The sequence below is a fragment of the Mucilaginibacter sp. P2_A4 genome, assembly GCF_056405015.1.
The window spans coordinates 77,698-101,130 of record NZ_JBFUCX010000018.1 but is presented as its reverse complement, the minus strand read 5'-3'; the positions used below and the strand labels follow the sequence as shown (position 1 = coordinate 101,130).

Genomic DNA, 23,433 nt, shown 5'->3' with positions numbered 1-23,433 from the left:
ATTTTATGATCACAATTACAGTAAACGGGAAACAGCACCAGGTCGATGCCGATCCTAACATGCCGTTACTATGGGTAATCAGGGATGTCATCGGCCTAACCGGCACCAAATATGGTTGCGGTGTAGCGCAATGCGGGGCCTGCGTTGTACATTTGAATGGTGACGCTGTACGTTCCTGCGTTACAAAATTAAGCCGTGCGGCAGGCCAGCAAGTAATTACGATTGAAGGCCTGTCAGAAAATAATAACCACCCTGCGCAGGTGGCATGGAACGAAGAAAATGTACCGCAATGTGGTTATTGCCACTCAGGGCAAATTATGTCGGCTGCGGTTTTGTTAAAAGAAAACTCCAATCCCAGCGATGCTGATATTGATAGCGCCATGGCAGGTAATATCTGTCGTTGCGGAACCTACCAGCGTATTCGTAAGGCCATACATTTAGCTGCTGAGTTGCAGAGAAAGGAAGCTGCAAGCAAATGAAACATCAAATAAAAATTCCGGTGAAAGTATTCGCCGTGATCAGCGTTCTGCTAATGATGGTCGGCATCATGGCGTTTGCGCTCCATAGCGATGACAGAAAAAGCAAGGTACCTGTGTCAATGCTGCCAGTTGCCAAAAAAGATAGTATAGCATCCGTTAAGGCGTTTAAACAAGTATATACGGTGCTGACGAGTGCCCGATGTATGAACTGCCACCCGTCTGGCAACATTCCTTTGCAGGGAGACGACAGTCATCTGCATACCATGTCTCCCCAAAGAGGAATTGATGGTAAGGGTGTATACGCAATGAAATGTTCCAATTGTCACCAGCCTGCCAATATCCCCGGCTTACATACCCCTCCCGGTAATCCCAACTGGCACCTGCCACCGGCAAATATGAAGATGGTTTTCCAGGGCCGCACACCGCGCCAATTGGCTAAGCAATTGATAGATCCAAAACTGAACGGCCACAAAGACTTGAAAAAGCTGATTGAACACGCAGACGATGGCCTGGTACTTTCGGGTTGGAACCCTGGCGAAGGACGCAAATTGCCACCTATGAGCCACGCGGCATTTAAAAAAGCGTGGATCACCTGGCTTACAACAGGTGCGTATGCACCCAAAGGGAAATAAGAACGATTTATTTACACTTAACTCAATACCTTATGAGTACAAGTAACATATCAAGAAGAAACTTTTTAAGGGCCGCCGGCCTTACCGGAACAGCTCTTTTTGTCGGTCTTTACTTCTCTTCAAACGCTGAAGAAGCTAAACTTGCTACCGCCGATTCTGCGATGGCTTCGGATATAGAGATGAATGCCTGGATACATATTGACACAAATGGCAAGGTTACCATATTCAGCCACCGCGCTGAGATGGGCCAGGGTGCTTACCAATCCGTCCCGCAAATCGTGGCAGAAGAGCTGGAAGTCAATTTGAAGGACATCAATATCCGCTTTGCGCAGGGCAACCGGGAGAAATACGGTAATCAGGTAACGGGTGGCAGTTCGACCATTCGTGGGTCCTATAAAAATTTACTTAAATTAGGAGCATCAGCGCGTGTAATGCTCATTTCGGCGGCTGCCGCAAAGTGGAGTGTACCAATATCAGAATGTTATGCACAGTCAGGACATGTGCTACATCGTCCTTCAGGCAAAAAATTCCATTACGGTGAGTTGGTAGAAGCCGCATCAAAACTGGAAGCTCCTAAAGATATCGTGTTGAAAAACAGATCGGATTATAAATTGATCGGGAAACCACTGGCAAGACAAGATACCCCCTTGAAAACGAATGGCGTCGCTGTATTCGGGCTGGATTTTAAAATCCCGGGCATGTTGTACGCTGTCGTTGAGCGAAACCCGCGGTTGCGCGGAAAGCTCAAATCATTTGATGCCAGTGCGGCACTGAAAGTTCCCGGCGTAAAAAAAGTGTTTAAGATACAAACCGGAGTATTTCAAACTTTCAGGGATGGTGTTGCTGTGGTGGCTGATAGCACCTGGGCTGCGATACAGGGTCGAAAAGCATTAACGATTGAATGGGATGACAGCGGATTTGACCACATGAACACCGCCGACATTTATAAAAAGCAAAACGAGCTTATCAATAATGAAGAAGGCTTATCCGCAAGAAAACAGGGTGATCCTGATTCGATATTAAGCGCTGCTACTCAAAAGCTGGATGTTGTTTATGAAACGCCTTACCAATCACATAGCGCAATGGAGCCACTGAATTGTGTTGCTTTTTATCAACCGGACAAGTTGGAGATTTGGGGACCGATACAGGCGCCAGAATGGGTACAGGATTACATTTGCGCACAGTTCAAGTTACCGAAAGAAAAAGTAATTGTTAATATGACCTTTTTAGGCGGAGGTTTTGGAAGAAAAGCATTCATGGATTATCCGCATGAGGCTTGCTTAATTTCTAAAGAAACCGGAACGCCTGTGCAGGTAGTATGGACAAGAGAGGACGACATGACACAGGGCCCCTATAGGGCCGGGATAACTTACCGGTGCCAGGGTGCGATTCAGGACGGTCAAATCAGTGCACTCAAATTCAGAATGGCCGGGCAGAATATCGGGCACTGGCAGGGTGCACCGAAAGATAAGCCCAACCGTAGTACTACTGAAGGATTTCTTGCTCCTTATTATAAAAGCATCCAGCATATAAGTTTCTCGGATATACCTTTTGAAACGCCCATCCCGAATGTATGGTGGCGGTCGGTTTATGCTTCTACCAATGGTTTTGCTTTTGAAAGCCTGCTTAACGAAATGGCCCATCTCGTAAAAAAAGACCCTCTTGATTTCAGAAGGGCATATTTAAAGGAAGAGCGGGAACAGAAACTGATCGATAAATTAGAGGAAGTTTCTGGTTGGAAATCTAAAAAGAATGGCGACGGATTCGGGGTAGCGATTACCGAATGTTTTTCAACCACCGTTGGCCAGATCGTTAAAGTTTCACGAAAAGCCGACGGGAAAATTAGAATTGATCAGGTATGGGCGGTGGTAGACTGTGGTTGGTACGTAAACCCCGATATCATCCATGCCCAGGTAGAAGGTTCGGTATTGATGGCCCTTGGTGCTGCTACTACTCATCAGATCACCTTCAAAGATGGTTTGGTAGAACAACGAAATTTTTATAATTATCCAATGCCAAGAATCAATGATATGCCATTGGTGGAGGTACACATTATGGAGAATGATGCAAATGCCGGCGGTGTTGGTGAACCGGGGCTACCACCATTTGCACCGGCACTGACGGCTGCCATTTTTGATCTGACGGGTAAACGGATAAGGAAACTGCCATTTGATATGAGCAACATTTAAGGTGGTTAAATGACAGAATGAATTTACCTGAAAGGCAATGGCGACACAATTCATGGGGCTTACTAAAAGGGATTAGATATATTAATAAAACTAATGAGGGTAAGCCAATGACATCGCCGCTCCCACTAGGATTAACGAATGGATTTGAATGCTGCGCGCATCTCCTGAACAAACAGTTGGGGTTCTCCCCATGCGGCAAAATGTCCGCCCCGGTCAACTTCATTGTAATAGATGAGGTTTTTATAAGCACGGCGTGCCCAGCTTTCCGGAGAAGCATAAACGTCGTTCGGAAATGTGGTAACCGCTACCGGGATAGTAATCTGGTCAGATTTCATTACACTTGCACTGATAATACTATTGTTTCGGTTTTCCCAATAAATTTGGGCGGAAGAAGAAGCCGTATTGGTTAACCAGTAAAGCGAAATATCATCAAGCACCTGATCTTTGGTTGGCAGCTGTTTGGGATCATTGCCATAAGACCAGTCATCGAAGCCGGGATGTAAGAAAATCCACGAAGCAAGCCCTATCGGTGAATCTGTTAAACCATAGCTCACTCCCTGTGGTCTTCGCTCCATTGTTGTTTTATAGATAAACCCACCGGTCTTAATTGCATTGTTAAGGTGTTGGAAAGCTGCACTTTCCATTTCAGAAAAGCCGGCAGGTATAGTATTGCCTCCCAAAGCCATTGCTGCCTCAATAGGTAACGTTGCCGGTAAATTACTGTGAATACCCAATAAGCCATTTGGCGCCTGCAGTGCCATGGCTTGGACAATACCCGCGCCCCAGTCTCCACCCTGAGCGACATAACGCTTGTATCCCAGCCGTTCCATCAGCACAATCCAGGCCTTCGCGATACGGTCAGTATTCCATCCTTCCGTGGCCGGTTTGCCAGAAAAGCCAAATCCGGGCAATGAAGGTATAATAACATCAAAAGCATCTTCTGCTTTTCCTCCATAGGCGGTCGGGTTGGTCAGCGGTTCAATAACATTTATAAATTCAAAAACTGATCCGGGCCAGCCATGGCTTAAAATAAGCGGCATCGCATTTTTATGTTTTGATTTGACGTGGATAAAATGGATATCGACACCATCAATTTTGGTTTTAAACTGTGGATAAGCATTTAATTTAGCTTCCGCCTTTCTCCAATCATAGGCTGTTCCCCAATACCTGGCAAGCTCCTGCAGCTTGGCAAGCTTAGCGCCCTGTGAGGCATCTTCTACAAGTTCTTTTCCTGGCCATTTGGTAGCTGTAATACGCTGGCGAAGGTCTCTGACATCGCTATCGGAAATATTTACCTTAAATGGCCGTATACTCTCGTCAGTTTTTGAATTGCCCTGTGCGGCAGCGGTAGCAACTTGGATCATCAATACTCCGGTAGCTACCATTCGGGCAATATTATTTAACATCTTCATTTATTGTTGTATTTCAATTATTAACTGTTTCTGTTCTGCTTTCTAAGGCAAAGTTAGTATCGTATGGATGGAACGATAAGGATAACATAGCTGAAGTAGGCAAAGTGATGGGCGAAACGGACACTGACGGGGCTGACTTATAATCGTAGCCTAAGGGTGGTCTTAAATGGTATCATGATTAGTTATGCCGCCTATTCGGCAAGGCAAATTTGCCGGTTACATGAGTCAAATCCTGGTAATCGGTGTACAAGATGAGGTGCAAAACTCCACTGTTCCGAACGCTTTTAGGTACTGAAAGGAGAAAAATTGATCCCCTTAAAGATCCGGAGAAGTAAAAAGGAAATGAAGGGCTATTAGTTTCGAGATACCTGCCTGGTAAGCACTTTGATGAAATGGCCAGCAAAACTATAAATAAGGTGGCTTGCTCAATCGTTTACCGATTCAATCCCGGTTTTTACCGGTTTCCCGGAACGGTTAACCAGATTATGCTGGTAACCCTCCCATCCTGCAGTTAATTTCGTCCTGTCATCAAGCTGATCTTATGAGTAACCGCATAAAATGTTTTAAAAGCTTAATCGTCTATACTACCATGGAGCAGAACTATTTAATCCAGAACCCAGCGCCAACTGTACCCGACCAGGAACGGGAACTGGCGATCTTATTCCTGGATATCCGGAACTTTACCCCCCTGATGGAAGCACAGCCAGGCCAAACCGTTATACAGGTTGTTCGCCGTTTATTCACTACGTTCAACCAGGTAGTGAAGAATTTCGGGGGCCGGGTAGTAGAAGTTGCCGGGGACAGCCTGTACGTGGTGTTTGGTTTACAAACCGGGTTGAAAGAATCAGTTGATCATGCCTACCAGGCCGCTAAAGTTATGTTCCAAACCGTTAGCCTTTTCAATGAAGCTTACACCGAGCCCTTTTACGGCGGCCCGCTTGAGATCGGCGTAGGCTTACACGCCGGGAAAGTTTTCGTCGGCGAGTTCGGCTTAGATAACGGCCCCCAGTTATCGGTCATGGGGCTACCCGTCAATATCGCTTCCAGGCTCCAGGCCAAAACCAAAGAGCTGGATAACGACCTGATCATTTCCGAATACGCCTACCAGTTATTATCTGATGACAAGGCCATAGTCCGGCATGAAACCGTAAAACTGCAAGGGATTAGCCAGGGGCAGCAAGTCCGCTTAGCGGGAAAATCCTACAGCGGCCGGCAAAACATGGATTATTTAATGGCAATATCCGGCTAACATCCTGTTAATTCTCTGCAGACCTGCTGCTAATTTTCAGCCTTGCAGGGCGCTTATATCGAACAACCTTTAATACCAGTCCAGTGCTTATCAGTCGCCTGCGACCTTTGTATTTCTTTTTACAGCAAGCGGATATTGCCGATCAACGCGATTGAGCTCAATATAAACCGAATCTTTATGCCCATCTAATCCCTTTAAAATAAATCTGCCAGGCTTTGGGATCGTATAATTCAACACGGTCTTTTCACTGGTATCTGCGCGGTTTTTCAATGTGAATACGTGTTTAACGGTATCGACGTCATAACCATAAAACAGCCTGCCTATGTTACCGTAATACTCGGTAGTACGGATCTTATTTTGTGTGTTAAGTTTAAAAGGCCTGGCTACTTTAATGCTGATGGTATTGAATTTTTCAAAAACTACATTTTGCCAGCGCAGGCTATCGTTAGGAGAATATGGGATAAATCGGTTATTTATCCTAAACTCATCCACATTATAAAACCCTGTAAAGCTTTCTACCCCATTATCCAACGGCAGTTTAAATGTTTTACCCGCTGCGTAGAGCTTTCCGTAATGATAACCCCGGTAAACGAGAAAAATAAAAATAAAACCAATTTTAAGTGCAATGCGCCCCACCCTCTTCCATTGCTGCGGAAAAATAGGCGGCCGGATATAGCTAATCGCCGCCTCTTTGTGCTCGATAAGAAGCTGCCAGAATTTGGTTGAATCCTTTGCAAGCAGCAATAGGGATAATAATAGCAGGTGCAGGCTCGCAAGCTCCACCCCGGCATCATAACCAATATTTACAAACCAGATAGGAAGCAGTATAGCGATCATCATTAGGGCCCCCAATGTTGTAGTGCGCCTGAAAAGAATAAGAATAGTGGCCGTGAGTTCAAAGACGCCCGCGAAAACCTCAAAAAACGGAGATACCCCGGTTGTAAGCCAATATAGTTTTCCTGGTGTAAAATCGCCAAGACTGGTGTTCAACTGGCTGATGGTTGGAAAAGGCATTTGAACAGGGAATACTTTGGCGATAGCAAACCACGACATTCTTAAAACAATCTGGTATCTCACTAAAATAAAGAACCAGTTATAAAGGCCTCCATCACCGGTATTGAGATCTGCTACATTTTTATCCTTATTGATTTGCTTTTCAACCAATAACCAAACGGTACCGGCAACCAAACAAATTAACAAAGTGATAAACCAGCCAATATAGTTTTTACCTCCCTGGCTGCTGAAGAACCAGGGATTATTTTGGCTAATCACATCCAGCCATCTCCAGGGATAGTTTGCCACTGAAAAACCTGCATCAAAGTCCTGGCTGTAAAAGGAAGGAACAAGCGGTATAATAGTTACAGCGCCATAAACGATAAATGTTCTTAAGAGAACCCGATTGTGCCATTTCCAGGCTAGGTGGGCAAAATTATTTGTATTTCTCATTAACCCAATCGTTTATTAACCTCGTTCCAGTTAATTACATTCCACCAACCGGCGATGTACTCATTACGCCTGTTCTGGTACTTTAGGTAATAAGCATGCTCCCAAACATCCAGTGCCAGTAAAGGCACTCCCTTTACCGCAGCATTATCAAATAAGGGGTTATCCTGGTTGCCGGTAGATGCAATAGTTAATTTACCGTTCACATTTACCAACCATACCCAGCCCGATCCAAAGCGGGTTAGCGCGGCTTTTGTAAATTGTTCTTTGAACTGTTCAACAGATCCAAATGCGGCATTCAAAGCATCTTTAATCCTGCCATCAGGCCCGGTTGGGTTTGGCTTAAGGCTTTGCCAAAAAAAATTGTGATTCCAGGCACCTCCGCCGTTATTACGTGCTTTGGGCGACAGCTGCGAAGCGTGATCAAAAAATTCCTTTTCGGTAGTAAAGGTTAGCTTTTCGGCACCAATGGCCTCATTTACATTTTTGATGTAAGCGGCATGGTGCTTAGTATAATGTATTTCGTTTGTGAGCGCATCTATATGTGGCTCCAATGCTTTATAGTCAAAGCCCAGCGGAACCTGTGCAAACTTCAGCACATCGCCAGGTATGGTTGCTGCGCTTTTGGGAGATGCTAACGCGTTTTCGCTATTTAAAATCAGTGGACCGGTCACGGCTATGGCAACGGTTGCCTTTAAGGTATTTTCTATAAATTCTCTACGACTACTATTTTTCATTATGATGATGTTGAATTATAAATTGATTGATTAAAAAATAAAGCCGCCCGGCCAAAACCGGGACGGCCTCATCGGCACATCTATTAAATCACTGCTATTTGTGCTGTATTTTTGTTAATTATGGGTAATGATAGTAGCGCCAATAGCTGTGCTGCCGGGTGTTCCGTTGATATAAATGGTATATATTTTACCGGATGCTAAAGCAACATTACTTAACTTATCATTTAGTATGTTCACGACTGAATGATCTGCAGATTTACTGACAGAAAAATTAACCGTGCCAGCGTCAACACTCACAAAGGGCCCAAGCGACCATGCGTTATATCCTGTTCCGGAAAGAACTGATCCACCGGCGCGACCATATACTGTATTGGTAAACAAGGCGGTTTGCCCGGCTATTCCAAAATCAACGGCGGCATTGCCGGGTGCCAGATGCACAAATCTTACTTTGGCTTTGCCGGCAGCCGGCGCACTCAGGTCGTCATAAAACAGGATGAGCGAATCGGCAGTAGCCTTGGTGTTTTTCACTGCGAATACAGTATGATAGTAAGCGGCTATAGGCCCGTTAGGGCCGCCTGTTGTTGTAAAAGCGGCACTGTTGCCAAACTGGCGCGATGCTTTGTATGAGGTGTTGGTACCCTCCGTAAAATTGATCTGCACATCGCCAAATTGGGTATCAAGGTAATCTGTTTTGGCATTTACGGCTACAGCGGCTTTGGTTACCTGTGTGGTATAAGTCCAAAACTGGATACCTGCATTTACCGGCCTTGCATTTACAAAGCTGATATGAGCAGCAAGCGCGGGTCTATTGGCATCGTTGATGTTCAGGTAATCTGTTTTTTTGCAGGAAGAGGCCAATAATAATATGCCCGCAAACAGTAAAGTTAACTTGTATGGTGTCGGCCTTAGCGCCAACCTGTATATTTTATTATAATTGTTATTCATGATTTGCAGCTTATAAATGAGCAGATAGTTTAATAAATGGCTGGATGCCCGCGCTGCCGTTTTGGATACCAACAACGGTAGGATTGCGTAAACCAGCTATGGATGGATCGGTATAATCTCCAACGATATTGAACACGTTGTTTACACCGGCGGTAGCCTGTAGTTTGGCTGTGAATTTATAGCCTATGGATAGATCTGTCACCCAGATTGGTTTCAGGTTCTGGTAAAAGTAAACAGGGTTAAGCGGATCGGCAGCGCTCAGCAGCGATGCGGTAGTTACCTTACCAAAGTAAACGGTGCGCAGTAAGAAGGTGAATTTATCCAAACTATAAATGCCCTGAAGATTGATCTTTTGTGCTGGGATATTAGTGGTAACCCTTGCCCTTTCTCCCGGGCTTAGTATAACATTCTTATACGCTTCTAATCCCTTTGGAGTATTTACTTTCGTCACCTCGTTTTTGGAAAAATTGCCGCCGAAAAGGAAGTTGATATTGCCTTTATCTAACAATACCTTGTAGCTGCCAGTAAATTCAATACCCCTGGTACGGGTGCTGAATTCATTATAAAAGAAATTTGCCTGCGCCGCGCCTGTCTGTTGGAAAAGAGTTTTAACATCTGCCGGGAGATTGGCATCAGTGGAGGTAAAGTTGCCGGTATTACCTACCCTGTTATCAATCTTGATCAGGTAGGCATCCACGGTTAGTTCTACATTACTGCCGGGTGCCGAGGTAAGGCCCAGCGCGTATCCTTTTGATTTTTCGGGCGTTAATTTAGGGATACCCAATGCCCTTGCCGCCGCGCTTTGATTAGATGCTGTTAAAATATCAACTCCCCTGCCCTGCTGAAACGTAGTAGAAACTGAGGTGTAATAAGATTGTGCCAGGTCTGGTGCCCGGAAGCCTGTATTGGCCGATCCACGGATATTCAACCACCTGGCAAAACTGTAACGGGTGGCAGCTTTCCAGGTAAACACATTGCCGAAATCGGAAAAATATTCTGCACGGCCAGCACCTGATATCAGCCATGCTTTGGTTACATTCAGTTCCACATCAGCGTAGCCGGCGGTTACAGAACGGCTGACGTTCACCGCATTCTCGGGCCGGAAGCCCAGGTGGATCTGTGAACCGGCGGCGAGGCCGTTCAGCGAAGTTACGCCAGCATTTGATAAGTAAGGAATGCCACCAACGGTAGTATCAACATCCACAATAGTGCGCTGGTCTGCCTTGGAATAAGAGCCTTCCTCGCCTGCTATGATCTGGAAGCTTTCTATCCGATGCTGCGCGCCAAAGGCTACGTTTAACCCTTTTAAAACCTTTTCAAAGTAGCGGCTAAAGTCGAGCCCTGTGGTGTTTTGGCCTGCGTTATATCTGCCCGCATCAAAGCTGGTCGGGCTTTTCAATCCAAGGCTGGCGTTTAATGAATTATCCACCCGGTTGGTGAAACTATTTTTTCCAAATACGTTAGATAGATCTACATTCCAATCGCCAACCTTGCCTTTTATACCCACAGCTATCGAACCGTCAACAATGTTATTTTCCATGGCCGGTAAAAAACCATCCGGGTAAATAAAGTTATTGTTCCGCGATGTCCATCCGGGTAAACGGTAAACGGCGGTAAACTGAGAGTTACGACTGCTGATACCACCGAATGCGTATATATCTGTGGTTTTATTTAATGGAAAGCCAGCGTTGAAAAACAACAATGCGTCCTGGCCTGCATTGGACCCGCCGCCACGCTGATCAAAAAAATGACGGTCAATACCGCGGCTTTTTAAAATGGCATCATCAATTTCCTTAGTATAAATAGCATCATAAGCGCGCGTATTTGCACCGCCGCCATAAATGGGCCCGTTATATAATCCGGCATTGGCTCTTCCTGCTGGCAACGCGATGGCCTGCGTTGCGTATTCAGCAGTGGCATTAATATAACCTCCTGTACTGCCTAAGCCAACACCATAATTTACGCTGGTACGCGTTGTTGCGCCGTCACCACGCCTGCGGGTGCTTCCTGAGGTATTAACCGCCAGGTCATCCGTTTTTTTCTTAAGTACGATATTGATCACGCCGGCAATCGCATCAGATCCATATTGAGCAGCTGCGCCGTCGCGCAGGATCTCGATCCTATCAATAGAACCTGATGGTATAGAATTTAAATCGTACCCGGTTGATCCATTGCCCAGGCCGCCATAATTAACGTTTGCGCTTTTATGCCTGCGCTTGCCATTTACTAAAACCAATACCTGGTCGGGCCCCAGACCGCGAAGCTGGGCTAAACTAAGTGCCGACCCGGCATCACCGGCATTACTTCCGTTAACGGAGTGGAACGACGGCGAAATATATTGCAGCAGCTGCGTTACGCTCACCTGCGGGGCAGATTCCAGCAAAGGCTTGATATCGATAATATCGACAGCCGAAGCCGAATTAAGGTTGGTGCGGTTGGCATTACGCGAGCCGATGATCTGCACCTCGTTAAGATCATTACCTGCAGGCTTAAGCACTATTTTAAACTCTTTTAGTCCGTCAATCTCTACTTCCTGGCTTTCATATCCTAAAAATGAAAACACCAGGTACTTGCCATTGCGTACTACGATACTAAAAGTACCGTCGGCTTTGGTAACCGCGCCTTCATTTAATCCTTTGATGCGTATAGATACACCCGGTAAAGGGGCTTTATCATCGGCAGCGGTGACTATTCCGCTAACCGTTCGTTTTTGTGCGAATATATTTTGCCCGTAAGCCAGGCTGAAAAATATAAGCAGGAGTACAATTTTCTTCATTTTACAATAGTTTTAGACAAAGCAGTGGCTACAGCAGGTATTTTTTCTGCCCTGCATACACAATCGATGTCCGTGATTAATTAATTATTTAAAGGGGGAATTATTTCAGTTTGAGGCGAGTTTCTGATTAAAACGATCGTCGGTAAGTGCTTTCAAAAATTCAACTATATCGTTTATTTCTCCGTCATTCAAATTCAAAGGCTTATCTAACGACAGGTCGCGGTTGATGCCATCCTTAACAACAAGAGATGGATTGTTATAATATTCAACCACACTTTTTAACGTTTTAAACTTTCCGTTGTGCATATAAGGAGCGGTAACTGCAACATTGCGCAGGCTCGGTATCTTAAATTCGCCATCTTCCGTTTTGTTGTTAGTGATCTTTGAACGGCCCGGATCATTCAGATCTTTACCATTGTATAGCCCTATGCTTTTGAACCTATCGGCCGTAAAATCTTCGCCCGAGTGGCAGTTGTTACAATTGGCCTTACCAATAAACAAGAGTCGACCACGGGCTGCAGATGCAGTTAAGGCGTTATCATCGCCATTAATATAACGATCATATGGGCTGTTTGAGGTTTCAAGCGTCCGCTCAAAGGAGGCGATGGCCTTCAACAGATTATCTTTGGTGGGTGTTGATTTAAATATCTTTTGAAATGCATCAGCGTAGTATTTGTTTTCATTTAATTTCTTTACGGCATCTTCAATTGGAAGCCCCATTTCTGTAGCCGATGTGATAGGCCCTAGAGCCTGTTCTTCCAGCGAAGAAGCGCGTCCATCCCAAAAAAGGTGTGGCCGGCCCGAAAGATTAGTTAATCCGGGTGAGTTTCTTGAAGTAAGGTTACCTTTTATGCCAATGCTAAACGTAGCGGTATCGGCAAATGCAAACTCCGGTTTATGGCATGAGGAGCAGCTGATGGTATTATCACCAGATAGTATCGGGTCAAAAAATAATTTTTCGCCCAATTGCTCTTTGGTTTGCACATCATCTTTAGTGCCCACAAAACTCATAAAGCTTATCAATGTACTGATAGCTATAATAACCAGAAGTATATTTCCTTTTTTCATATCCTTATGCATTCATATTGCTGCCGATAAGTCTGTCCGGATCTTTGCCGGGGTACCCAATGCACCCCGGCTGCTGATCCGTTTCTAAACTTTACGCGAGTTTTTAAATGCTATTTTTAGTCAAAACAATGGCCATCCACCTAAAATGGTGACTATAATTTTATCAGATCTTTAAAATTTGTTAGCTCAGTAAAAGCTTATTGCGCGCTGGCGTTAAGGTTTACGTTTAAATCAAAATTATCGTAGATCACCTTATCACCCAGGTTTTCAAAAAAGTTTTTTGAGCGGAATTTGATATCGTACTTGGTACGATCGATAGTGATCTTTGCAGTAGCAGCCAGCTTCTTGCCGCTAACTGTTACCGTTGCCGGGAAGCTCACATCATTGGTGATCCCTTTTATAGTAAGCTTACCTTTTACTTCGTATTGGTTTCCTGTAGTTTTTGTGGCTGATGAGATCACAAAATTGGCCTTAGGGAATTTTTCTGTATTGAAAAAAGTTTCACTTTTTAAAGTACTAACCAATTTATCGTTTGATGCCTGGTCGGTAAGGTCAGCATCGGTGATGGTATTAAGGTCGATATCGAAGCTGCCACCTTTAAGCGCATTATTTTCAATGGCAAAGTTGCCGTTGCTTACTTTTACTTCGCCGTTATGATCGCCTGTAGCTTTTTTTGCGGCCCAGGTAAGTTTGCTGCTTTCATTATCGACTTTAAAGGTTGATATCTTTAATTTTCTATTTGATGTAACGGTTTTGATGGTGGCAGCCCTGCCTTTAGTTAATTTAACACTTTTAATAGTTGATGGTGTAAACGCGGTTAGCGATACGAATGCTGTAAATAATACAGCGCCTGATAATTTAGTCATGGTGGTTTGTTTACTTGTTTTAGTGAACCCGGTAAAGCTGTTACCCCTTACCGGGATTTAATTTAGTTTATTTTCCTTTGAGTTCTTTTTGATCGGTACCTGTAACATTACCTGCGCTGGCAGGTGCCGGTTCGGCAATCAATTCATCCAACAATTTGTTGAATTTCTTTTCGTAATCCTGGTAATATTTACCGGTAACAGTGCCTGTGTAGCCTGTGTATATTTCACGCACATCGCCCTTCCTGTCAATAATGATGGTGGTAGGGAATGCCACAAATTTGTTTAGTGCAGGCAGTTTTTGCGATACTAGCTTTTTATCAGCTAAGCCGCCGAAAACGATATCATACTGGATATTGTATTTATCTCTCAGCTTGCCTAAAGTATATTTGGCATAGTCCAGGCTATCTTTCTGCTCAAAACCAATAGCAATGGCTTCTACCCCACGGCTGTGGTTTTTATTAAACCATGGCGAAAGGAATACCGTTTGATCTGTACAGTTGGGGCACCAGGTACCTACAATTTCAATAATGGTTACTTTGCCTTTATACTTATCATCGCTAAGCGATACTGGTTTTCCATTTAGGTCGGGAAAAGTAAAGTCCAGCTTTTTGTAACCTTCTTTAAGGTAGGTTAGTTTATACGGATCTGGCAATTCTGCTTTATCGTCCTTCACAGCATCAAACTTTGTGTTATCATAAATACCGGAACCAATTTCGCCGCTTAATGTACCGTCAGCATTGATCTTGCCCTTGTATATCTTTGGACTCGGACCTGTAAAGCCGGATAATTCGAACTCATTCCCCTGAACGGTACCCTCCAATTCGCGGCTATCGCCGGTTACCTGCATAATTACGCCGGTAAGTTTATTGCCTGTTTGTTTCAAAACAGCTATTTTGTTAGGCACCTGGTCTTTTGAATAAACTTTCAGTTCCCATTTTCCGGTTAGGTTCGCCGTCGGGGCAATATCCTTTCCGGGTTCAACAAAACGGTAAGTTTTTCCATATTCAGCAGTGAAAGGCAGAGAATTACCACGGAAGCCCGGTACCAGGCTGCGGTATTCACCGCTTAACGTTCCGTCATCTTCCACTTTAGCAACCAGGGCGGCGTCATAGGTATTCATTTTGATAAACACAGAGTCCCTGCCAATCTGCTTTACATGAAAGTTGTCCCGGCGGCTGCCATTAATCAGCGTAAATACCGCGTGCTCCGCGTCTTTACCCTTTAATTCAAAGTTGAAAGGAACCTTGGTTTCGGCAACGGTAAATACACCGCGCCATACACCTTGCTTAATAAATTTCACAGGCGGATTTTTATCCGCGGCTAATGCTGCTGCACCGCTAAACAATAAACCTACAGACAGGCATTTGAATGAGGTAATTAAATTGATAGTTTTCATTTGATAAATTATAGGATCAGTTAATGTTAGTTTCCTGGATGGGTTGATGGATCTGCAATAGCCGCTGTTTCCGGGGCCGGTTCAGCGATAAGTTCGTCCAACAGTTTATTAAATTTCTTTTCGTAATCTTCGTGGTATTTACCCGTTACCGTACCTGTATAGCCGGTGTAGATCTCCCTTACATCACCTTTTCTATCAATGATGATGGTGGTTGGGAAAGCGATAAATTTATTCAATGCAGGTAGCTTCTGCGATACCAGCTTTTTATCGGCCAGGCCGCCAAAAGCGATATCATAATTGATCTCGTATTTTTCTTTCAGCTTACCTAATGTGTATTTGGCATATTCCAGGCTGTCTTTCTGCTCAAAACCCAATGCAATGGCTTCTACACCACGTTGATGGTTTTTATTGAACCATGGAGATAGGAACACGGTTTGATCGGTACAGTTAGGGCACCAGGTACCAATAATCTCTACGATCACTACTTTACCTTTGTATTTGTTATCGCTGAGAGACACCTGTTTACCATCTATCCCCGGGAAAGAAAAATCAAGTTTTTTATAGCCTTCTTTCAAAAATGTAAGCTTATAAGGATCAGGCAATTCCACCTCTGTTTTTTTAGCAGCATCGAACTTCAGATTTTTATAGATGCCGAAGCCTTCTTCACCGCTGATAGAGCCGTCGGCGTTGATCTTGCCTTTTATGATGAACGGACTTGGGCCGGTAAAACCACTCAGTGCAAATTCATCGCCCTGAACAGTACCTTCCAGTTCGCGGGTATCACCAACTACAGTCATCACTACGCCGGTAAGCTTGTTTCCTTTTTGTTTCAATAAGGCTATAGATGCAGGAACAGCCTCTTTACTGTAGGTTTTGATTTCCCATTTACCGGTCAAATCCGCTTTAGGGGCTACATCTTTGCCGGGTTCTACAAAGCGGTAGGTTTTACCATATTCTGCAGTAAATGGTAAAGAATTGCCCCTGAAACCCGGTACCAGGCTACGGTATTCGCCGCTTAGCGAACCATCGTCTTCAATTTTGGCTACCAGCGCAGCATCATAGGTGTTCATTTTAATATAAACTGAATCGGTACCTACAGATTTTACGTGGAAATTATCCCTCCGTGAACCATTAATAAGCGTAAACACAGCGTGCTCGGCATCCTTGCCTTTCAGCTCGAAATTAAAAGGTACTTTTGATTCGCTTACGGTGAATTCACCGCGCCATTTACCTTCTTTTATAAACTTAGGCTTTGGGGTTTCATGGGCCGATAATATCGTAACCCCACTAAGCAGTAAAGCGGCCGATAGCAGCCTTGTTTTGGTTAAGTAGTTTGTAGTGTTCATTTGTATAAGTTTTAATTATTGTTGATTGATGCGATGCCTGAAAATTTGGACATAAGTATTCCATTGGGCTTAACAAGCCTTTGAAAAAACGCTATAAATTTTTAAGGTGCCTGGTTTTTAAAACCAGAAAACATACTGAACCATACAACAACATCGTTTGATGGCTGCGGGTTGTGGCTGTGGGTAATGACTGTTAAATGTGTTCATGACTTTTAGTTAATTTATATTCCGGCGCATAATTGCTACCGAAAAAAGTTTAGCACTTATTTCAGGTTTCTGAAAAGTTGCTATAAGATCATCGAGACTTCCTCTCCCTTATTCTTTATAAATCAACTAATTAATGGTGGGGTTAATTAGAATGGTGTAAAGGTAGCAATAAATATGATAAATACAATAAAATCTATAGACTTAATAGAATATTTTTTAATTCTTTATGTTTTTAGTAATTATTTATCTTGTAAAATGATATACATCCTGGACTGCACAGCACACGCCTGATTTACCACCATAGCAAAGCAACGCACTTAGTACAGCCAGGATGTATATCTTGATTAAGATTTAAAAACCGGAAACGTAACTACGTTTTTAACAATGGCAATAACAACAGAAAAGGGTGCCACCATTCTGTTTGCGGGCTTTAGTGAATAAATTTGATCTTGGTTTCATGGTATTAGTTTGTAATTCTGCAGATCAATTGGTGGCTATTGCACTGCTTACTAATTAAGTATTTTGATTATATACGATACTATTTTACGGGTATATTAAACTCCACATCATCTGGCGGTAAACATTGCTTGTCGTTACATGCCATAAAATTTACCGTGCCGCTAACCGATGCCTGGCCCGATTTAAGTTTTACTTTTTGCTGAAATATAACTGCCTGTTCAAAATACTGCACGTTCATGCTAAACGATTTTTCATACTTGCTTACTGGCTTGGGCTCGGTTGTATTACCCACTAAAATGTAGTTGTCGTTTTTTTCAAACTTTAGTGAAGTCTTTATAGGTCCGCCATCGGCAAGATGCTGCGAATAAATGTGCCAGCCTTTATCAATGGTAGCTTTTATAAATACTACGGCTTGTTCATTATCAATCTTTTTGGCTGCATATGACCATTTTACCGGTGTAAGGATCTGTGAAAAAGCAGTGGTGCTGATAACAATTGTTAAAGCGGTAAGTATTACTTTATTCATTTGGTAAATTCTATTTGTAATAATGTGATGTATAGTGGGTAGTTTGCAATTGAGGCCGGTTCTTTAAAGGAACATTAAATCAACAACACATTGTTACATCATTACGAAGCGATCTGTAAATATTGGCAGGTAATTGGGAAAAAGTATTCATGTATTTAGTTGTTTATTTATGTTCTTTACACTTATCTAAAAGAGAGCCGGAGAGAATACCTGTAGAATTCTATACCAACTTATCTTCCTCCCAACGGGAGCAGGAATTAGCACCTTTTACTAAATCTGAGATTCATGGTACAGGTTGCCAAGACGTCATGGGGCCTTTCCCTCTGTCTTTTCTGGATAAGTATAAAAGAACGTGATGTTGCAAATATATATTAAAAACTATAATTCCTATAGACTTTATATAATTTATTTCATTTTGTTATTTTTCAAATAAATTGCAGGTGTTGAAGCATTCATTTTTAGGCAATAATACCGGATTACCAAATCCATTAACAATTAAATAGCCCCATTTAATTACCATGAAGTTAACGCTGTGTCCCCTATCTCTTCAACCTTAAAATAGCTGAACTATAGTATCAGCACTCCTTTAAAAATTATTTTTTGTAATAAAATTCAATAGTATATAAAATCTATAGAATTTATATACTATAATTGTATGTCATGTAATTCTGTTTTTACGGCACATTAAAATCATTATTTAAAGCACACTCCTATTATCTAAAAAATGGCAGAGCAAAAAGCAAAACAAACGGCCCTTGGTGATGTAGCCGCCAGGCAGTTAGCGGTAGCAACCCGTACCGTTCCACAATTATCAACTATTACGCCACGGTGGTTAACCCATTTACTCAATTGGATCCCGGTTGAATCGGGCGTTTATCGGTTAAATAAGGTGGTACATGCAAACAATGTAGAAGTGGATTGCTCTTCGCGCGATGAACGTGAACTGCCATCAACCTTTGTGGATTATGAGGAAAATCCCAGGGAATACAACCTGAGTGCTGTAAATACGGTACTGGATGTACACACCCGTGTATCTGACCTGTATAGTAAGCCTTATAACCAGATCAGCGAGCAATTGCGCCTTACTATTGAGATAGTTAAAGAAAGGCAGGAAAGCGAACTTATCAATAACCCCGAATACGGGCTACTGAGCAGTATTTCGCCATCACAAAAAATTAAAACCAGGCTGGGCCCTCCCACCCCCGATGATCTGGACGAACTGATAACCAAAGTGTGGAAAGAGCCCGGCTTTTTCCTTTTGCACCCATTAGCTATTGCCGCCTTTGGCCGTGAATGTACCCGCCGGGGTGTACCACCGCCAACGGTTTCACTATTCGGATCGCAATTTATTACCTGGAGAGGAATCCCGCTTATTCCTTCAGATAAACTGCCTATCGTAAATAATAAATCAAAGATCATCCTGTTAAGGACAGGCGAAAGCCGCCAGGGCGTTGTAGGCTTGTTTCAACCTGGTCTTCCGGGCGAGCAGTCACCAGGTTTATCTGTCCGTTTTATGGGTATCAATAACAAAGCGATTGCCTCATACCTGGTTTCGCTTTATTGCTCTTTAGCCGTTTTGGTTGATGATGCTATTGCCGTTTTAGAAGATGTTGATTTAAGCAATTACCATGAGTACAAATATTAATCCGGATAACTTACTTAACCTGCAGGAACTGGAGCAACTGGCTAATCAGTTTTTTAAATCAGGACTTGGTGGCTTAGTAAACCAATTACCTGTGCAACAAGCTCCTGAGCCTTTTTTATTACCCGGCAATATAGGTGATGAAGGCTTGTTTAGTCCGCCCCAACAGGTAAATACGCCTATACACTCCATTCCTTCAAGTACAATTGGAGGTGGTGGTATTGCGCCATCTGCCATTAACCAGAATAATGCTGTTAACCTAAAGGATCCGCAAACCAGTTTTGCAGATCCTAATTTAAGTAATCATCCTAATTCGTCGGCACCTGTTTCTGGTAGTACCCCCACCGCTTTTGGCGATCAATTGCCGGTGCGACCTGGTTTTAGTTATGACTCTTATTTGGTAAAAACAGATCTTATACCAGATTTTCTCTTAAAGCAAAGGTTCCCGGTTGAGCAACTTTCTTTTGCCCCCGACGGCTTGTTTCAGCTACCTTACCAGCAGGACCAGGCCTTTGATATCGAGCTAAAGAAAATATTGAGCAACATTAATACATCGGGGCCTTCAAACGCTTTGCCATTTACCGGTGCACCTGCTGCTACCGAAATACCGTTTTACTTTTTATCTGATAAACATGGCTTACCTGCGGTAAAATCAGACCAGGGAAAAGTTAAACAGGCAGGCGTCAGCAATATCATCAGTCCGCCGTTTGATGTAAACCTGGTTAGGCGCGATTTTCCCATATTACAGGAACAGGTGAACGGAAAACAGCTGATATGGCTTGACAATGCGGCAACTACTCAAAAACCTAAGCAGGTAATTGACCGCATCAGCTACTTTTATAAACACGAAAACTCCAACATCCACCGTGCTGCACATGAACTGGCAGCAAGGGCTACCGATGCTTATGAAGGCGCACGCAAAAAGGTACAAACTTTTTTAAATGCCGGTTCCATAAACGAGATCATATTTGTTCGTGGCGCAACCGAAGCCATTAACCTGGTGGCCAAAAGCTGGGGCGAGCAAAACCTGCATGCGGGCGATGAGATTATTGTGAGCCACCTGGAACATCATGCCAATATTGTTCCATGGCAGCAGTTAGCTGCTAAAAAGGGCCTAAAAATAAAAGTAATTCCTGTGGATGACGACGGGCAGGTATTGATAGATGAATATGTAAAACTCCTCGGGCCCAAAACCAAATTGGTGTCATTTACCCAGGTATCAAACGCTTTGGGCACAGTAACGCCGGCCGCGCAAATTGTGCACCTTGCTCACCTGGCCGGGGCTAAAGTACTGGTAGATGGCGCTCAATCCGTATCGCACATGCCTGTTGATGTACAGGCCTTAAATGCCGATTGGTTTGTATTCTCGGGCCATAAGGTTTTTGGGCCTACGGGTATCGGCGTACTTTATGGTAAAGAAGATTTATTAAATGAAACCCAACCCTGGCAGGGAGGTGGCAACATGATCAAAGATGTAACTTTTGAGCATACCCAATACCATGATGCCCCCGGCCGCTTTGAGGCTGGCACCGGTAATATTGCTGATGCAGTTGGCCTGGGTGCGGCAATTGATTATGTAAGTCGTTTAGGGATGCCGCTTATAGCGCAATACGAACATTATTTACTGGTTTATGCAACCCAATTGTTAAGAGAAGTAAAGGGAATACGCCTGATAGGTACTGCCCCGGATAAAGCTAGTGTTTTATCATTTGTATTAGATGGCTACAAAACCGAAGAGATAGGCGCAGCTTTAAACCAACAGGGTATAGCCGTACGGTCTGGTCATCACTGTGCACAGCCTATTCTTAGGAGGTTTGGCGTTGAAAGCACAGTTAGGCCTTCGCTGGCATTTTATAATACCTGTGCCGAAATTGATTTGCTGGTGAACACCCTTCATAGCCTTAAACGATAATATACCGGTATGAAAGACGATAAATTTGACAGCTTTATACAATCGCTATATCAAACCCATAAAGCTGAATGGGAAGCGACACCGAAGATCAGGCAATGTGTTGGTTGGTTATCTGATCTTTTTGAATTCCTGTTTCCAAATAACCATGCCAATAAACTATCAATCTATGGCGGTCATCTTAAAAAGAACCAGATAGATCTTGAAAATATATTGTTAAGTTATCTCGATCCCAATGATATTGATATTGAGGAAGCGGTTATTTTATTTTATGATTCATTGAATGAAATTTACCAGGATCTGCGGCAGGATGCTTCCATGATATATGAAAAAGACCCTGCCGCCACCAGCGTACATGAGGTAATTGTATCTTATCCGGGCTTTTACGCCATAGCGGTTTATCGTATAGCACACCAGCTTACCCGGTTGGCTATACCTATTTTACCCCGGATATTATCGGAGCACGCGCATGGCAAAACCGGGGTAGATATTCATCCAAAAGCTACAATCGACGTACCTTTTTGTATTGACCACGGTACCGGAATTGTTATTGGCGCAACCAGCATTATTGGCAAGCATGTAACCATATACCAGGGTGTAACCTTAGGTGCCGCGCAGGTGAGTAAGGAATTATCCGAAACCAAACGGCACCCTACTGTTGAGGATAATGTAGTTATTTACGCCCGCAGTACCATTTTAGGTGGCCGTACGGTAATTGGCCACCACAGTGTAATTGGAGGCAGTGTGTTTTTAACAAAAAGCGTACAGCCCTTTTCGCATGTTTTTAATACTCATCAATTACGAATTGAGGTAAAAGAAAACCTGCAATAATTTCTTTAAACATGGTTTCGAAACTTAACTCATCGGAGATAATTCATTTCCTGCTCATTCTTTTGATTATACTGATCCCGGCGAGGTTGTTAGGCGAGTTATGCCGCAGGTATAAGCTACCAGCTATTATTGGCGAAATTTTCGCGGGTATCATTGTTGGCCCCACCTTGCTGGGATTATTATTCCCATCTGTTTTTAAAGATATCTTCCTGTCTACCCCTCATGCTTTTGAAGCGTTTGATGGTATTGCCAATATTGGCATTATTTTGCTCATGTTTATTGCCGGCTTTGAAGTAGATCTGAAACAGATAAGGCAGAACGGCAAACAAGCTATCAGCATAAGTCTTACGGGTATTATATTCCCTTTTGCTATTGGTTTTGCAGCAGTATGGTTCCTGTACCAAAGTCATTTTGCCAATGGCTTTAATAACCAATTAGTCACCTCGTTATTTTTCGGAACAGCGCTTTCCATTACTGCGCTTTCGGTGATTACTAAAATACTGCTCGACCTGGATATTCTTAACACGCGCATAGGCAACATTGTATTAACTGCTGCTATGGTTGATGATTTTCTGGGCTGGATACTATTCTCCATTATTATCCAACTCATGAACGTTGGCAAAGGCGAAGCCTCATTTTGGTCGGTAAGCATAGTTATACTTTATGCAATTTTCATGTTAACAGGCGGCCGTTGGCTTATACATAAACTATTGGCAATTGCCGGCAAGGGCGAAAAGCCAGGCCGGGTACTTACTATGGCCGTTTGTCTTTGCCTCATCAGCGCATGCATTACCGAAGGACTTGGAGTGCGTGGTATATTTGGCGCCTTCCTGGTTGGTGTTGGCATCAACGATTCTGAATATTTTACGGAAAAACATAAACATGTGCTACATCAATTTACCATTAACGTATTGGCTCCGCTCTTTTTCGCCTCCGTAGGATTAAGATTAAATTTTATAGCCAATTTTAACCTGGAAGTAGTACTTATTATCCTGGTTATTGCCTGCCTGGCCAAACTCATAGGTGCAGGTATTGGCAGCGCGATGAGCGGCATGAGCAAAAATGAATCCATAGCAGTAGCATTTGGTATGAATGCAAGGGGATCGCAGGAAATTGTGCTGGGTTTATTGGCCCTGCAGGCAAAAATAATAAGCGAACCTGTGTTTGAGGGCCTGGTTGTGATGACGGTAGTTACCATGATTATCTCAGGGCCCATTATGAAGCATTATTTTTTAAAGGAACAAAAGTTACAATTAACCGTAGCAAATTCTCCAAGCCCATAATGTTATATAAATCATTGTAAGTTATGCACTTGTAAATT

Annotated in this window: 18 protein-coding genes and 2 riboswitches; of the genes, 8 read left to right on the top strand and 10 right to left on the bottom strand. The window is 43.4% G+C overall.

All coding sequences use genetic code 11. The features are described 5' to 3' along the window. Nucleotides 1-5: 5 nt before the first annotated feature. Genes AC1DYB_RS26190 through AC1DYB_RS26180 form a run of 3 tightly spaced genes read left to right on the top strand, consistent with a single transcriptional unit; the run spans nucleotide 6 to nucleotide 3,300 of the window. Nucleotides 6-479, top strand: coding sequence for a (2Fe-2S)-binding protein (locus AC1DYB_RS26190; RefSeq protein WP_295718963.1), 474 nt, complete (start codon nucleotides 6-8; stop codon nucleotides 477-479). Next, nucleotides 476-1,111 carry a hypothetical protein gene (locus tag AC1DYB_RS26185; RefSeq protein WP_477439361.1) on the top strand — a complete coding sequence of 212 codons (636 nt, stop codon included), beginning with the start codon at nucleotides 476-478 and terminating at the stop codon, nucleotides 1,109-1,111. Before AC1DYB_RS26190 ends, AC1DYB_RS26185 begins: the two co-directional genes overlap by 4 nt. Nucleotides 1,112-1,143: 32 nt before the next feature. After that, nucleotides 1,144-3,300, top strand: coding sequence for a molybdopterin cofactor-binding domain-containing protein (locus AC1DYB_RS26180; RefSeq protein ID WP_477439359.1), 2,157 nt, complete (start codon nucleotides 1,144-1,146; stop codon nucleotides 3,298-3,300). Between the two features lie 131 nt (nucleotides 3,301-3,431). Here the strand turns inward: AC1DYB_RS26180 and AC1DYB_RS26175 are convergent, their stop codons facing one another. Beyond that, nucleotides 3,432-4,712, bottom strand: a complete 1,281-nt coding sequence (locus AC1DYB_RS26175; RefSeq protein ID WP_477439357.1) for an epoxide hydrolase family protein — start codon at nucleotides 4,710-4,712, stop codon at nucleotides 3,432-3,434. Nucleotides 4,713-5,301: 589 nt separating this feature from the next. Between AC1DYB_RS26175 and AC1DYB_RS26170 the strand changes: the two genes are divergently transcribed. After that, the gene (locus AC1DYB_RS26170) at nucleotides 5,302-5,961 is read left to right on the top strand and encodes an adenylate/guanylate cyclase domain-containing protein (protein ID WP_477439355.1); all 660 of its coding nucleotides are present in this window, start codon (nucleotides 5,302-5,304) and stop codon (nucleotides 5,959-5,961) included. Between the two features lie 90 nt (nucleotides 5,962-6,051). On the opposite strand, the gene AC1DYB_RS26165 is transcribed toward AC1DYB_RS26170, so the two are convergent. The 9 genes from AC1DYB_RS26165 to AC1DYB_RS26125 all read right to left on the bottom strand — a co-directional run bounded on the left by AC1DYB_RS26165 (nucleotide 6,052) and on the right by AC1DYB_RS26125 (nucleotide 17,730). Then, nucleotides 6,052-7,407 carry a hypothetical protein gene (locus AC1DYB_RS26165; protein WP_477439353.1) on the bottom strand — a complete coding sequence of 452 codons (1,356 nt, stop codon included), beginning with the start codon at nucleotides 7,405-7,407 and terminating at the stop codon, nucleotides 6,052-6,054. After that, a complete protein-coding gene (locus tag AC1DYB_RS26160; RefSeq protein ID WP_477439351.1) occupies nucleotides 7,407-8,141 on the bottom strand; it encodes a superoxide dismutase in 735 nt (244 codons plus the stop codon). The genes AC1DYB_RS26165 and AC1DYB_RS26160 overlap by 1 nt, the downstream gene beginning before the upstream one ends. Before the next feature lie 114 nt (nucleotides 8,142-8,255). Next, nucleotides 8,256-9,086 (bottom strand): DUF4397 domain-containing protein, encoded by an 831-nt coding sequence (locus AC1DYB_RS26155; protein ID WP_295718973.1) that lies wholly within the window; start codon nucleotides 9,084-9,086, stop codon nucleotides 8,256-8,258. A 10-nt stretch (nucleotides 9,087-9,096) separates the two neighbouring features. Further along, on the bottom strand, nucleotides 9,097-11,862 hold the full coding sequence (locus AC1DYB_RS26150) for a TonB-dependent receptor (protein WP_477439349.1): 2,766 nt from the start codon (nucleotides 11,860-11,862) through the stop codon (nucleotides 9,097-9,099). 105 nt (nucleotides 11,863-11,967) lie between these two features. After that, complete coding sequence (locus tag AC1DYB_RS26145) at nucleotides 11,968-12,930, bottom strand: cytochrome-c peroxidase (RefSeq protein WP_477439347.1); 963 nt, start codon at nucleotides 12,928-12,930, stop codon at nucleotides 11,968-11,970. 197 nt (nucleotides 12,931-13,127) lie between these two features. Next, nucleotides 13,128-13,796, bottom strand: a complete 669-nt coding sequence (locus AC1DYB_RS26140) for a YceI family protein (protein WP_477439345.1) — start codon at nucleotides 13,794-13,796, stop codon at nucleotides 13,128-13,130. 67 nt (nucleotides 13,797-13,863) lie between these two features. Continuing rightward, the gene (locus AC1DYB_RS26135) at nucleotides 13,864-15,192 is read right to left on the bottom strand and encodes a peroxiredoxin family protein (protein WP_477439343.1); all 1,329 of its coding nucleotides are present in this window, start codon (nucleotides 15,190-15,192) and stop codon (nucleotides 13,864-13,866) included. A 26-nt stretch (nucleotides 15,193-15,218) separates the two neighbouring features. Continuing rightward, a complete protein-coding gene (locus tag AC1DYB_RS26130; protein WP_477439341.1) occupies nucleotides 15,219-16,538 on the bottom strand; it encodes a peroxiredoxin family protein in 1,320 nt (439 codons plus the stop codon). 218 nt (nucleotides 16,539-16,756) lie between these two features. After that, nucleotides 16,757-16,869, bottom strand: a riboswitch (SAM riboswitch). Nucleotides 16,870-17,283: 414 nt separating this feature from the next. Next, complete coding sequence (locus tag AC1DYB_RS26125; RefSeq protein WP_295718982.1) at nucleotides 17,284-17,730, bottom strand: protein-disulfide reductase DsbD domain-containing protein; 447 nt, start codon at nucleotides 17,728-17,730, stop codon at nucleotides 17,284-17,286. Between the two features lie 227 nt (nucleotides 17,731-17,957). Continuing rightward, nucleotides 17,958-18,073, bottom strand: a riboswitch (SAM riboswitch). A gap of 381 nt (nucleotides 18,074-18,454) precedes the next feature. Here AC1DYB_RS26125 and AC1DYB_RS26120 point away from each other — a divergent pair. The 4 genes from AC1DYB_RS26120 to AC1DYB_RS26105 are packed head-to-tail and all read left to right on the top strand — an operon-like array spanning nucleotide 18,455 to nucleotide 23,395. After that, a complete protein-coding gene (locus AC1DYB_RS26120) occupies nucleotides 18,455-19,375 on the top strand; it encodes a family 2A encapsulin nanocompartment shell protein (protein WP_295718984.1) in 921 nt (306 codons plus the stop codon). After that, complete coding sequence (locus AC1DYB_RS26115; protein WP_477439339.1) at nucleotides 19,359-21,284, top strand: family 2A encapsulin nanocompartment cargo protein cysteine desulfurase; 1,926 nt, start codon at nucleotides 19,359-19,361, stop codon at nucleotides 21,282-21,284. Before AC1DYB_RS26120 ends, AC1DYB_RS26115 begins: the two co-directional genes overlap by 17 nt. A 9-nt stretch (nucleotides 21,285-21,293) precedes the next feature. Further along, nucleotides 21,294-22,112 carry a serine acetyltransferase gene (locus tag AC1DYB_RS26110; RefSeq protein ID WP_477439337.1) on the top strand — a complete coding sequence of 273 codons (819 nt, stop codon included), beginning with the start codon at nucleotides 21,294-21,296 and terminating at the stop codon, nucleotides 22,110-22,112. Between the two features lie 11 nt (nucleotides 22,113-22,123). Beyond that, complete coding sequence (locus AC1DYB_RS26105) at nucleotides 22,124-23,395, top strand: cation:proton antiporter (protein ID WP_477439335.1); 1,272 nt, start codon at nucleotides 22,124-22,126, stop codon at nucleotides 23,393-23,395. Nucleotides 23,396-23,433: the final 38 nt, after the last annotated feature.

What these genes read in the sequence shown, in the direction of transcription:
- AC1DYB_RS26190 (WP_295718963.1), top strand. Translation starts at nt 6, where the DNA reads ATGATCACAATTACAGTAAACGGGAAACAGCACCAGGTCGATGCCGAT.
- AC1DYB_RS26185 (WP_477439361.1), top strand. Translation starts at nt 476, where the DNA reads ATGAAACATCAAATAAAAATTCCGGTGAAAGTATTCGCCGTGATCAGC.
- AC1DYB_RS26180 (WP_477439359.1), top strand. Translation starts at nt 1,144, where the DNA reads ATGAGTACAAGTAACATATCAAGAAGAAACTTTTTAAGGGCCGCCGGC.
- AC1DYB_RS26175 (WP_477439357.1), bottom strand. Translation starts at nt 4,712, where the DNA reads ATGAAGATGTTAAATAATATTGCCCGAATGGTAGCTACCGGAGTATTG.
- AC1DYB_RS26170 (WP_477439355.1), top strand. Translation starts at nt 5,302, where the DNA reads ATGGAGCAGAACTATTTAATCCAGAACCCAGCGCCAACTGTACCCGAC.
- AC1DYB_RS26165 (WP_477439353.1), bottom strand. Translation starts at nt 7,407, where the DNA reads ATGAGAAATACAAATAATTTTGCCCACCTAGCCTGGAAATGGCACAAT.
- AC1DYB_RS26160 (WP_477439351.1), bottom strand. Translation starts at nt 8,141, where the DNA reads ATGAAAAATAGTAGTCGTAGAGAATTTATAGAAAATACCTTAAAGGCA.
- AC1DYB_RS26155 (WP_295718973.1), bottom strand. Translation starts at nt 9,086, where the DNA reads ATGAATAACAATTATAATAAAATATACAGGTTGGCGCTAAGGCCGACA.
- AC1DYB_RS26150 (WP_477439349.1), bottom strand. Translation starts at nt 11,862, where the DNA reads ATGAAGAAAATTGTACTCCTGCTTATATTTTTCAGCCTGGCTTACGGG.
- AC1DYB_RS26145 (WP_477439347.1), bottom strand. Translation starts at nt 12,930, where the DNA reads ATGAAAAAAGGAAATATACTTCTGGTTATTATAGCTATCAGTACATTG.
- AC1DYB_RS26140 (WP_477439345.1), bottom strand. Translation starts at nt 13,796, where the DNA reads ATGACTAAATTATCAGGCGCTGTATTATTTACAGCATTCGTATCGCTA.
- AC1DYB_RS26135 (WP_477439343.1), bottom strand. Translation starts at nt 15,192, where the DNA reads ATGAAAACTATCAATTTAATTACCTCATTCAAATGCCTGTCTGTAGGT.
- AC1DYB_RS26130 (WP_477439341.1), bottom strand. Translation starts at nt 16,538, where the DNA reads ATGAACACTACAAACTACTTAACCAAAACAAGGCTGCTATCGGCCGCT.
- AC1DYB_RS26125 (WP_295718982.1), bottom strand. Translation starts at nt 17,730, where the DNA reads ATGAATAAAGTAATACTTACCGCTTTAACAATTGTTATCAGCACCACT.
- AC1DYB_RS26120 (WP_295718984.1), top strand. Translation starts at nt 18,455, where the DNA reads ATGGCAGAGCAAAAAGCAAAACAAACGGCCCTTGGTGATGTAGCCGCC.
- AC1DYB_RS26115 (WP_477439339.1), top strand. Translation starts at nt 19,359, where the DNA reads ATGAGTACAAATATTAATCCGGATAACTTACTTAACCTGCAGGAACTG.
- AC1DYB_RS26110 (WP_477439337.1), top strand. Translation starts at nt 21,294, where the DNA reads ATGAAAGACGATAAATTTGACAGCTTTATACAATCGCTATATCAAACC.
- AC1DYB_RS26105 (WP_477439335.1), top strand. Translation starts at nt 22,124, where the DNA reads ATGGTTTCGAAACTTAACTCATCGGAGATAATTCATTTCCTGCTCATT.